Origin of the sequence: Pseudorhizobium xiangyangii (assembly GCF_020531965.1) — a bacterium.
Taxonomy (GTDB): domain Bacteria; phylum Pseudomonadota; class Alphaproteobacteria; order Rhizobiales; family Rhizobiaceae; genus Neorhizobium; species Neorhizobium xiangyangii.
Genome location: NZ_JAJAWH010000025.1, coordinates 19,570 through 32,461, shown reverse-complemented (window position 1 = coordinate 32,461; position 12,892 = coordinate 19,570). Strand labels below are relative to the sequence as shown.

Here is a 12,892-nt window from a genome sequence, read left to right as displayed (position 1 = left end):
CCGGCAAACAAACTGCCGAGGCCGGCTCTTCTTCCATCATTGGTCCTAGTGCACGGTGTCGCCGTCGTCTTCGCCGAGAAAGGACTCGATCCCGTCCCGCTCGGCGGTTGCAAGGAACTCCTCCCACGCGTCCTTGTCAGTAGCGAAAGGCTCCTCCCAAGTGGTCAGATCCTCCGCCTGCGAAATGACCTCCATGGTCCAGCCATCCTGGCTCCCAGAAGGTCTGAAAATGTCGACGAGCACGGTGATGCCGTTGTCTTCGAATTCGCCGGAAAAATCCGAGTGTTCGAGTTTTGGTGGCTTTGCCATTGATATTCCCTTGGGCGGATGACTTCGACGCGGTCAAAGCAGACTCTGGTATTAGTATCGGCTGGCAGCTTTTTTGGATAGGCGCTTTGCGGACCTCGCTCCACCTCGAGGCCGCCTCTAGGCTTACTTCAGTTCAGCTGCCGCAGCCTTCGCCATTCCATCCCCGGGAATGGGGTGCTGTCGGATTCGGTGTTTGCCACGTGCAAAGATTTACTGCAACCGAACGACAATGGTTTCGAATGGGACGACGAGCACACGGTGATGATGCGCGTGAGCGACGCCAGTAGAGCCATTTCCAGCGCGGGTCCATCGGGAAAGCGGGAGGAACATTGGCGACACTTGATCGTGGCGCGAGGGCGGTTACCCTACGGGCGAGTTGGTCCCCGGCGCTCACACAAGGAGCGTGGGGTTCGACAGCGGCAAGATCATGGCTGTAACGACATGTCCATGCACGAAGCGGAACCTGCCGACCAGCCTTCCCGCATTTGAGAACGGTGGCAATGGGCGTTGAAAAACGGCTGAGAAGACGCCGCTATCGGGGTTCAGCTCAATGCTCAAAGCCTCGAAGCCAAGCAAGGTTCCTGTCAGCCCATACTGGCATTTGTAGACACATTCCTTGGCACTGAAGATTGCCGTTAGCAGCCGCCGCTGATCGATTGGTGGCTGCCGTTCGATCCAATCCCGTTCTTGCGGGAGGCAGATCTCGCTCGCCAGCGCAGGCTCCACCGCGTCGTCGCATTCGATATCGACCCCGATAGACGCGAGATGGGGACTGCAGCGTCCCACGGCCGCCACGCAATACGTCTTGCTGTGGCTGATGCTTCCGGTAAAGCCCGGCGGCCAGATCGGAGCTCTGTCTGGCCCAACCGGAATCGGTTGGGGCTGCAGTCCAAGTGCCATGAAGGCATGACGAGCGCAGGTCCGGCCAGCCTGAAATTCCTGCCGCCTGCAATCGACGGCACTCCTTACGGACCGTGCTTCAACGTCGTAAAGCGGTGCCAGTGGCATTCCGACATGCCACTCACAGGTTGCGATATCTGATGCGAGTAAGCCCGTGAGCAACATGGTCACACAAGGGCATCGTTACGCGAGGTGCGTGACTGACGCTCCTGCATAGCCTGACGTCGTTGCGTAGCACGGTCCGATGCCCTCGAAAGCCGCTCGACTGAGCTGTCCTTGCCTGAGATGTGTTCGGCAAGGGTGGCGACAGTCGGAAAGCGGAAGACATCGGTTACGGTGAGAGCGGGAGCTATGGAAGCCTTGAGCTCGCGATGCATTTGCACTGCCAGGAGCGAGTGGCCGCCAAGCGCGAAAAAGCTCTCCTGGCGCCCGATCTGCGCGCGGCCAAGTAGGCGTGCGAAGATGGACCCTATCGCCTCCTCAATATCGCCGGCCGGGGCAATGAAGGGCAGGTCGGCAACGGGAGCTCTGGCTGATGGCGCGGGTAATCGATTTCGGTCCACCTTGGCGTTCGGCGTAAGAGGGAATGTATCCAACGTGACGATGTCCGTCGGGATCATCGCTTCCGGCAGCCTGGACTTGAGATGATCGCGCAGCTTGGTCTCGCAAACGTCGATACCGTTTTCCACGCGGATATAGCCGGCCAGACGTGCACCGCCGGCCTGGTCCTTTCTTGCGGTAACGACCGCTTCCAGAATGCCGGGGAAACTTGCGATCTGCGACTCTATTTCTCCCAGTTCGATGCGATAGCCGCGGATCTTGACCTGCTGATCGTTCCTGCCGAGGAAATGAAGGGTTCCCGTTTCGTCGAAGCGCGCGACATCGCCGGTGCGATAAATACGCCCGGCAGCGAACGGGTTGGCGAAGAAGCGCTCACGGGTCAGTTCATCTCGGTTCAGGTATCCACGGGCAACGCCGTCGCCACCGATATACAACTCACCAGCGTCGCCGGGTGCTACCGGACGCTTGTGTCCGTCCAACACGTACAGCTGTGTGTTGGCAATTGGACGTCCGATGGGCACCAGACTGGTACTCGTCCGGGCGGTGAAGGTGGAGGACCAGATCGTGGTTTCTGTCGGGCCATACATGTTCTCGACGCTGGCCTGGGTACATGTCTTCAGCGCAGCGACAAGAGAGCCATGCAGGGCTTCGCCGCCGATCAGTATGTGAGTGATCTGGCCAAGGGCGGTGCGATCGTCGTCCGACATCATGAAGCCCCGCATCATAGATGGCGTTGCCTGCAGGTGGGTTATCTCGTGATTGGCCACTTCTGCGGCGAAGCTTACTGTTTGGCGTATTTCCGGCGCATGACGGGCCTGTTCGACGACAGCGGCGAGCGGTATCAGCCCGTCCAGAACAAGATCCTCGGGTAGTCCCCAGTCAATCAGGCAGGCGATCTCGTCTACACCAACTGCCTTGACCTGTTGCAGACGCGCGAGGGCATCTTCGATAGTTCCAAAAAGGCCGCTGTCGTTGAAATAGCGCTGGAATGCAAATTCCAGTATGGCGTCCATCTCCTCCGCTTCGAGTGTGCGCAGGTCGATGTCCATCGGCTGGCTAATACCGTGAGGCTTCTTGAAGGCTGGAAACGCCCAGGCGTACTGTTTTATCAGTGCAGCGGCGCTTTTCAGATAGTCCTTCATTGGACCGCGCGCCTGCTGCTGGACCTGATCGCGGCCCTCACCGATCAGGGTATGGAGCATCAGCGTTACCTTGTAATCGGAAGGATTGCGTCCGGTGTGTGCCAGCTCCGTCCGGTAGAGTGCAATCTTCTCGGCCAGTTCATCGATCGACTGCCCGAGGAGATGGGTCAGCACATGTGCACCCGCACGGGCTGCCTCCTTGTAACTTTCGGGGTTGCCGGCAATCGTCAGCCATATCGGCAGTTCTTTTTGGACCGGGCGCGGTTGCGTCAACACCTGGACCGGCTTTGCCCCCAGGTCAAAGCTCACGTCCTCCCCACGCCACAGTTTGCGCAGGACATCGATGTCGCTCAGGAGTTTCGCCTTGTTGTGAGGCGGTGCGTTCTCGGGGCGCAGGACGAAATCTTCCGGCATCCAGCCAGATGCGACGGCGATGCCGACACGACCATTGCTAAGATTGTCGACAACTGCCCACTCTTCGGCCACCCGGATCGGATGATGCAGCGGGAGAACGCAACTGCCCGCACGGATGGAAAGGTTCTTGGTGACGGCAGCTACCGCGGCGCCGGTTACGGCAGGGTTGGGAAAGGGGCCGCCGAACGCATGGAAGTGCCGCTCGGGTGTCCATATGGCGTCGAACCCGTTCTCGTCCGCAAATTTTGCGCCTTCGATCAGCAGGCGATACTTGTTCGAACCCGCAGACGCATCATTCCCCCAATAAAACAGGCCAAAGGAAAAATCTGTTGGCAGCGACACCTTTGCATTGGCTTTCGCCTGGTGCGTTTCCGGGGTGTGGATGACGACCTTGAAACCTCGCGCAAGTGTCCAGAACAGTTCCAGCACCGAGATATCGAAGGAGAGGCTGGTGACCGCGAGCCAGACGTTGCGACGGTCGGCCAGCACGGGAACGCGTTCATCCATGCCGGCGAAAAAATTGACGACGTTGCGATGCTCGACCATCACGCCCTTTGGCAGACCTGTCGAACCGGATGTGTAGATAACATAGGCCAAATGATCTGACGTTGCATTGGAGCGCGGTGCGCTGGCCTTGTTGGCTCTCACAGCCTCTTCGATGGTGACTACCGCGACAGAGGCAAGCGCTGGAGCGAATGAAAGGTCCCGGCTGGAGATGACGAGTTTTGTCTGGCTGTCCTCGATCATGAAGGACAGGCGATCTGCGGGAAACTCGGGGTCGAGCGCCAGATAGGCGCCGCCCGCCTTCCATATGCCGAGGGCGGCGACCACCAGGTCGACGGTGCGCGATAGATGCAAGCCGACGATTACGTCAGGCCCTATGCCTTTGTCCAAAAGGCATGCCGCGACGTTTTCGGCCTGCTCATTGAGTTCTCGGTAGGTGAGACTGCGTCCGCCACTGGACAACGCCTCGGCATCCGGTGTTATCCGTACCTGGCGTTCAATCAACTGATGAACGCAAGCATTGTCTTCGTAGCCCTTCTGGGTGTCGTTCCACCCGAAAAGAACCATTTTCCTTTCTTCCTCGTCCAGTATCGGAAGGTCAACCAGCGCCGCCCGGTTGCTGGCGTAATAAGGGGCGAAGACCGCGAACTTCCTGGCGAGCGAGCGGGCATGGCTCTCATCGATCCGATTGCGATCGAACAGAAGGTCTGAATTGCAGGTGCCTATCCTGAAATTGAGGGCACAGCCGGGAACTGGTTCAGCGAGCGTTGGCATGCGGGCATCGATGACAGCGCAGGTAAGCGGACCTGCCGGCAGGTCCGGGTATCGATCGCGAAGGTCGCTGAGATACGTAATCTGACGGTCAAGGCGGTTGAGACGTCGTTCCACGAGTGCTGTGATCTCGCGGGGCATGGCCGCGTCACTGGCTTCGACTTTGAGTGGAACAGAAGGCGAGAAGTATCCTGGGTGAGCTGCACAGAAGTCGGCAATTCGGTCGCTGGAAAAGGCAATGTCGAATGTCGTCTGTTCGGACAACCTTGCAATGAAGGCGCAGACAAGAGCAATCCTCTCGCCACGATCCATTCCCTCGCATCCTGTCAGCGGCACGGCCTGAAGATCCGGTGCGGTTGGAGCATCAGCGTTGCCGATATCGCTCAGGGCAACGTCCATGCTCTGGCGAAGAGCGACGCGAAATTCGGGTTCAAAGCGTGCAATTGTAGAAACGGCGCCCGTCAGGTCAGCCCGTTCCTGAATGTTTCCGCACATGAGCTGTTCGCCCGGCTGTAGCCGGGAGACTGCCCGCAGGTTTGGCGTCTCGTCACTGTGTCTGATGGATAGAAGCACGGGGCGATCTGCCGTCGCCACGGTCATCGTGCCGCCTTCCACCGCGAGTATTGTTCCCGGCTCTGCGGCGGGACCACCATCCAGAACCGTCAACCCCGCCACGTGGAGGATTGCAGAGCCGTGGCGAATTTTTGCGGTTGCGAGGGGGTTGCCGTAAGTCTGACCAAAATCCAGCGCGCGCACCAAACGGTCTAGTTCGGCTGCTGTCTTGCTGAAGTCCAAGGTCGCAGCTGCCGGAGGCCGATCCGACTGGCGATAGATGCGGACTGGAGGGCTCGCCGGGCGCTGGACGCTCAGGCGATTGTCCGCGATTGCGGTGACCAGGTCTGCAAAGCTCCCAAGCCCAGCCTCGAAGCACTTGCTATTCAACGTAAAGGCGGTTTCGTCCTCGGCAATTTCGAATGATGCCTGGGCATAGATGTCACCGGCATCGATTTCGTCCGTCATTGCGTGCCAGGTGACTCCGTGAACACGGTGCCCCTCCAGAATGGCCCAAGCGGGTGTGTTGAGACCGGCTTGCTCCGGCAGAAGAGCATCATGGAAGTTGATAGCTCCAAGCCTGGCTCTATTCAGCACCTGCGGTGGAAGAAGCCGAAGGTTGGCGATACTGAACAACCAATCGAAGTCGCAATCGGAGATCTTGTCTTCCATCCCTTCTGGGTCGCAGATCGGTATGGCCCGGCCTTCGGCCCAGGCGCGGACCTGGGGATTTGAACTGGCTACCAAAGCAATGCCGTGGCCCTTGGCAGCAAGCACCTCAGCGCACGCGACAAGCAGCAAGCCGTCACCTACCAACGCGGATTGAAAGCCGTTCATGTCCCTCGGTCCCCTCTGACACCCGGTATCCAAGCCATCGATACAAACGGCGGCAGGGACAAAGATCAACATGCGTACCCGCAGCCATAGGGTGCAGAAGAGCTACATCCAAAGACAGGTGCAAACTGTTGTATCGGTCATTGGGATAGTGTCGTCCCCGAAAGGCGTAATTGCGCATCCCAGATCGGTCGCGCGAAATGGCGAAGACGACACCGGCGCGCCGCCTGTGCAGGATGAGCACCCTTCACACATGGCAGGAGATGACCGCGAGACGTCCAGACGACGGGAGACGGGGATAATGCTTGATGCAAAGTATCAGGTTGGTGCCAATGACATCGCGATTGTTGGCATGGCGCTTCGAGTGCCGGGTGCTCGCAATCTTGATGAGTTCTGGAGCAATTTGCGCAATGGGGTAGAGGGCGTCCGCAGCCTTTCGCAAGAAGAGCTCATGGCGAATGGCGAGGACCCTGGGCGGTTACACGATCCCCGGTATGTGCCACGAGCAGCAGACCTTCCCGATATGGAGTTGTTCGACGCGGAATTCTTTGGTCTGTCGCCTAAAGAAGCGGCGATCATGGATCCGCAACATCGGCAGTTCCTTGAATGCGCTTGGGAAGCTCTCGAGAATGCGGGGAAAGTCCCCTCGGCGTCCTCTGCGCCGGTCGGCGTATTCGCTGGCTGCGGCATGGGGACCTATTTCTACTTCAATGTCTGCAGCAATCGGAGCCTGGTAGACGAAGTGGGGATGTTTCTGCTGCGTCACACCGGCAATGACAAGGATTTCCTTTCGACGCGCGCCTCGTATCTGTTTGACCTCCGCGGGCCGAGCGTCAACGTCCAAACGGCCTGTTCGACGTCGCTGGTTGCAGTTCACTATGCCGTCCAAAGCTTGCTGAGCGGCGAATCTGACATGGTGATCGCCGGCGGAGTGACGATAGAGCTTCCGCACCGTCGCGGCTATGTTTTCAATCCAGGCGAAATCCTCTCCCCGGATGGCCATTGCCGGCCATTTGACCATCGTGCAGCAGGCACGGTTTTTGGCAGCGGAACAGGGGTCGTGGTGCTTCGACGACTGGATGACGCGCTGCGCGACGGCGACATCATTCATGCGGTCATAAAAGGCACAGCCATCAACAACGATGGCGGCAGCAAGTCGGGCTACCTAGCCCCCAGTGTTGATGGCCAAGCCGAGGCAATCGTGGAAGCACAAGCGATTGCGGACGTCAGCGCTGATTCCATTGGCTATGTGGAATGCCATGGCACAGGCACCTATCTTGGCGATCCGATCGAGATTGAAGCGTTAAGCAAGGCCTTTCGCCAAAGTACCGATCGCACCGGCTTTTGCTATGTCGGCTCGGTGAAATCCAATATCGGCCACCTTGACACGGCCGCCGGCGTGGTCGGGCTGATCAAGGCGGCACTCGCCGTCAAGCACGGTGAAATTCCACCGACCCTCGGCTTCGAACGGCCTAACCCGTCTATCGATTTCGCAAATAGCCCCTTTAAGGTCGTGGACCGTCTGCTGACTTGGCCAGCCCATAACGGCCCGCGTCGAGCAGCCGTCAATTCTCTCGGTGTCGGTGGCACCAATGCCCATGCTGTGGTCGAGGAAGCGCCACAGCGTTATCGCACCTCAGATTCAGCTGCTACTGACGAAGAGGGCGCCGATCCACTCCTGCTACTATTGTCCGCGCGCAACCGTAAGGCGTTGGATGCAGCGGCGGACCGTCTAAAGGACTGGCTCGGGGCCAACCCTGATGTCCCTTTGCAGGATGTGGCCTACACGTTGTTCAAGGGCCGCAAGCGCTTCAATGAGTGGATGGTTCTGCCGGTCAGGGGCCGGCAGACCGCACTCGACGCGCTCACCGATCGTGATGCCCATGCGATGTTCCAGACGAGCCTGGAAAAAGCCAGCGGATGCGTGTTCATGTTCCCCGGTGGGGGCGTCCAGTATCCTGGAATGGCAAAACAGCTCGCCACACGCGAGCCCATTTTTCGCGCCGCGGTCGAAGAAGGATTATCCTACTTGCCGGCGGCAGTTGGTGCCGAAATCCGCACCGCTTGGCTGGATGATACCTGCGCCGATGCGGCCAACCATTTTCTGAGGCCATCGGTTCAACTACCGGCGATCCTTATTGTCGAGATTGCTCTTGCCCGTCTCTGGAGTGCACGCGGTGTGCAGCCGAAGGCCATGATCGGGCATTCCATGGGAGAGTATGCGGCTGCCTGCGTATCGGGCGTCATGTCGTTCCGCGACGCGGTTTGTCTGGTGCGGCGGCGGGGAGAGCTTTTTGAAACAGTGCCATTGAGTGGAATGTTGAGTGTTTCACTGGACGAGCGGTCGCTCATGGAACTGTTGCCGGCCAGTCTCGATCTCGCCTGCGTCAACGCTCCCTCACTATGCGTGGTATCCGGCAGCAATCGGGATCTGGAAGCGTTCCGTCAGGAACTGGCGGATAAGGGCGTTGAAGCAACGCGCATTCCAATCGATATCGCGGCCCACTCGCGCCTTCTCGATGAGGTGCTGGACCCGTTCAAAGCATTCGTCGCCGGCCTGGTTCTCAGCCCGCCGAAAATCCCGATCATTTCTAACCTTACCGGCTCACCACTGACTGCCGGAGAGGCGACCGACCCAGCTTACTGGACAGACCATTTGCGAAAGACGGTCCGGTTTTCTGATGGTCTTGCCGCCATTGCCGGCGATCCATCGCTTGTCTTTGTTGAGGTTGGGCCCGGTCGTGTCCTGTCTTCGCTTGCCAAGGGGCAAGGAACGATTGCCGCAGGGCGCATCATCAACAGCTTGCCTCACGCCAGTGCAGGTGTCGATGACCGGGATCACTTCATGGCAGCAGTGGGACGAGCATTCGCCATCGGGCTGGATGTTGATTTAGGCGCATTGGTTGAGCAGTCCTCCGCGCAGCGGATAGCCTTGCCGAGCTACCCTTTCCAACACAAGCGTTATTTCATCGAGCCGAGCAAGGATCTGGGTAACCGCGGACGCCGCCCTGTGCTGACCAAGCAGACGGACCTTGATACCTGGGGATACCGACCTGCTTGGGCGAGGTCCTGGCCAGATTATCACCCAGACGCAGAGGATCAGCCGTCGACATGGTTAGTCTTCGTCGATGATGATGGTCTCGGTGCAACGCTGGTTGCCCGGTTAAGGACGAAGGGGCATCGTGTCATCACCGTCCACCGCGGCGATAATTTCCGCTCTCGGGGAGATGATGCCTACGTCCTGTGCGCCGAGCTTGGTAAACAGGGATACGTGGCGTTGCTGGGAGACCTGCAGCAGCGGGACGCCCTGCCGTCGCGTATCGTCCATATGTGGCTGGCCGATGAAAAGGAACACGTGAGACCAGGCTCGAACAGTGTTCATCAGCATGAGGAGCAAGGGTTCTACAGCCTCACCCATCTTGTTCAGGCCTGGGCTGACCTTTCTCTCGAGCGTGAACTGTCAATCACTGTTGTCACATCCGGTATGCAGCAGGTGAATGAGGATGATGCGCCCAATCCGGACAAGGCATTGGTGCTCGGCCCCGCCTTGGTAGCACCTAAGGAGCTGGCGGGTCTCTCAATAAAGGTGGTCGATCTCGACCTTCGTATCGAGAATCCGGCGGCACCAGCCGGGCGGCTGTTCAGCATCGGTCGGCGGGGACAAGCCTCGGATGAGGCTGGAAGGCGGCGATGGGCTGTGCTGGAGGAGCTTTGGGAGGAGGTCCATTCCCGCCCGGCAAGTGAAGTGGTTGCCTGGCGCAACAGTCGCCGGTTCCGGCATGGATACGATCGCCTTCCGCTATTGCCGGGTGCACCGGACGCTGCCGTTTTCCGGCACAAGGGTGTCTACCTGTTTGCAGGTGGGCTAAGCGAAATCGCGCTGGCCCTGGCAGCGGAGCTTGCAGAAAAATATGCAGCCAAGCTGGCGATTCTCGCACGCCCCGTCTTGCAGCCGCGTGATGAGTGGCATCTCGTCAACCGCACCCTGATCAGGCCACGGGTGAGGCGTGCCATGGCGGCGGTCGAGCAGCTGGAAGATAAGGGCGCCGAAGTCCTTTATCTGTCAGCGGACGTGACAAACAGCGAGCAGATGGCCGAAGCTGTCGCTGCGGCACGAGCGAGATTTGGCGAAATCCATGGGGTGTTCCACAGTGCCGGTGCTCTGGACGATGGACTGTTGCAGACGAAAGACCATCACGATATCGAACGGGTCTTGGCCCCCAAGGTCGCAGGACTGAGAGTCCTCGATGGCGTCTTGAAGACTCTCGATATCGATTTTCTCGCACTGTTTTCGTCAACCAGCACAGACATCGCGCGCGCCGGCCAGACCGATTACCTCGCCGGCAATGCCTATCTCAACAGCTATGCACAAGCGGCCCGCAGGAAGGGAAGGCGAGTCATTTCCATTCACTGGGGTGTTTGGAACGAGGTGGGGCTCGCCGCACGAGCTGTCGGTGCACGTACGACAACGGCATCAGATGGAAGTCATTCTGCGGCTGGTCCCTTCTTTGAAAGGTGGATCGAATGCCAGGAAGGCAATCTGTGGCTTGAAGTATCACTCTCCACCCGGTCGCACTGGATCTTGGACGAGCACCGGATGCTCTCGGGAAGCGCTGTGTTTCCAGGAGCCGCCTATCTGGAGATGCTGGTTCAGGCCCTTCAAGAGTACGGCCTCGGGCAAGATGTCCGTATCAAAGACCTTTCCTTCATACGGCCGCTTGTGGTCGAGGATGATCGGTCGAGGTTGCTGAGGTTGCGTCTGGAGCCGAGAAATGGCGGATTCGATGCATGCATCGCCTCCAAAGAACCAGGCGAAGGTGACGACCGTCTGGTGATCCACGCGAAAGCGAGCATATCCGCCAACGCTCGGATCGACATTGCGCGACTTGACCTTGATACCGTTCGTGGCGCCCTTCCTGCCCGCAGTTCCGCAACGGGCAACGAGACGCTACCGTCGTTCCAGCAGGACCGTTTAAGATTTGGGGAGCGATGGTCCATTCTGCGTGCGAAAGCCGTAGGGGAGGTCCAGGCGATTGCGGATCTTCGTCTCTCGACAGTATTCGCAGGCGATCTATCGCTCTACAAGATGCATCCCGCGCTTCTCGACATTGCAACAGGCTTTGCTCTCGAGCTGGTTCTCAGCGATGACGATGGTAGATCGCTGTGGGTGCCGACCAATTATGGCGAGGTGGTAATCCGCAAGCCGCTGCCTGCCACCATCGTGAGCTGGGCCAGGATCGCCGACAATTCTGACCTTGGCGATGGATTTGCGGCATTCGATGTGACGATCACCGACCCGGCGGGCGAAGTTGTCGTCGAAATCAAGCGGTTTGTGATGCACCGGATGGAAAAGGCCTTGGAGCAGACGACGGGCCAGAACCTGCCCGCGGAGACATCGCCGGGGTCAGAACGGGCGGCGATGTCGCCCGCATTGCAAAGGCTCAGCCTGCAGGTGGCAAATGGCATCAGGCCGGCGGAAGGTTTGGAGGCTCTCGAACGAGCCCTTGTCACGTCGCTTCCCGAGGTCATCGTCAGTTCCATTGACCTTGAAACGCTTGCGCATTTCGTTGATGAGCCGATTAACAGAACTGAAGGTGTGGGCGATGGGTTTGAAAGGCCGGATCTTGAAAACGATTATGTGGCGCCCACAAATCGGATCGAGGAGACCCTTGCCGAACATTGGCAGAAACTGATTGGCGTCGAACGAATTGGTGTCAACGACAATTTCTTTGACCTTGGAGGCCACTCTCTAATCGCGGTGCGCCTGTTCCGGATGATCAAGAATGAGTTTGGCGCAGATTTGCCGATTTCGACGCTTTTCGAGCGCCCGACGATTGCCCTCTGTGCGAGCAAGATTGCCGAGCTGGTGGACGTCACTGCGGCGACGCCTGAAGACGCGTCCCCGGTGTCGCGTACGACAGTCGCCGGGGACAGCATCCACCTTGTTCCGATGGCACCTGGTCCATCTGCATCCCAACCAGCAACGCCTCTGTTTATCTGTGCAGGCATGTTCGGGAATATCTTGAACCTGCGGCACGTGGCGTTGGCCATTGGCCGAGACCGTCCAGTCTATGGCTTGCAGGCGCGGGGTCTTTATGGTGAGCAGGAGCCGCACCGCAAATTCGAGGACATGGCACGCGATTACATCGACGCCATCAAAGCCGTTCAACCTGAAGGCCCTTACCTTCTTGCAGGGTACTCGGGAGGGGGCATAACTGCTTTGGAAATGGCGCGCCAACTCGTGGGGAACGGTGATGTGGTCGCCCATCTTGCACTTTTCGACACGCCTTTACCCCGGCAGCCGGCTTTGTCGACCAGTGACCGCGTGCGTATGAAGCTTCAGGATATCAGGCGGCACAAGGTCTCTTACCTGTCGAAATGGTGGCGTGATCACCAAGTCGTCATCGCGGGCAAACGGATGAAAAATTCAGCCTTGGCCTCAGCGCACGAGTCGGAAAACTTCAATAGCGTCAAACTCGAAATGGCCTTCCGAGAAGCCGCCAGTGTGTACGAAGTCAAACCCTACTCGGGCCTGGTGACCCTTTTCAGGCCAAAGCTGGACGTATTTTACCGGTTGCCGGGAGGACGTCTCCTGCAGGAGGGCCGCAATATTCTCCTTGCCGACAATGGCTGGGGGCCAGCTGTGTCCCGCTTGTTGGTTTTTGAGGTTCCCGGCGACCATGACAGCATGATGCTTGATCCTTTTGTTCGAGTGCTCGCCGACAGGTTGCGTCGGCTGTTGCTCGATGCGTGCGAGAGGTCTCAGCACGATCAGGATAATCCGCATGAGACAAAACCATTGCCTTCGCATTCAAGAATGCTCGAGGCGGCCCAATGATTGGCGGCGCCGGCTCGTGGCGCGGTCAACAATTTCGAAAAACGTCAGCGACAGCAACCGAAACTAA

The 12,892-nt window shown here is 58.7% G+C and carries 4 protein-coding genes; 1 reads left to right on the top strand and 3 read right to left on the bottom strand.

All coding sequences use genetic code 11. The features are described 5' to 3' along the window. Nucleotides 1-45 precede the first annotated feature (45 nt). The 3 genes from LH464_RS19525 to LH464_RS19515 form a co-directional block, all read right to left on the bottom strand. Entirely contained in the window at nt 46-309 is a 264-nt protein-coding gene (locus tag LH464_RS19525; RefSeq protein WP_226788084.1) for a hypothetical protein, read from the bottom strand. 390 nt (nt 310-699) lie between these two features. Next, nucleotides 700-1,317, bottom strand: coding sequence for a 4'-phosphopantetheinyl transferase family protein (locus tag LH464_RS19520; RefSeq protein ID WP_226788083.1), 618 nt, complete (start codon nt 1,315-1,317; stop codon nt 700-702). Nucleotides 1,318-1,376: 59 nt separating this feature from the next. Beyond that, a complete protein-coding gene (locus LH464_RS19515; RefSeq protein WP_226788082.1) occupies nt 1,377-5,990 on the bottom strand; it encodes a MupA/Atu3671 family FMN-dependent luciferase-like monooxygenase in 4,614 nt (1,537 codons plus the stop codon). A gap of 298 nt (nt 5,991-6,288) precedes the next feature. Here LH464_RS19515 and LH464_RS19510 point away from each other — a divergent pair, with 298 nt between their 5' ends. Next, a complete protein-coding gene (locus tag LH464_RS19510) occupies nt 6,289-12,825 on the top strand; it encodes a type I polyketide synthase (RefSeq protein WP_226788081.1) in 6,537 nt (2,178 codons plus the stop codon). Nucleotides 12,826-12,892: the final 67 nt, after the last annotated feature.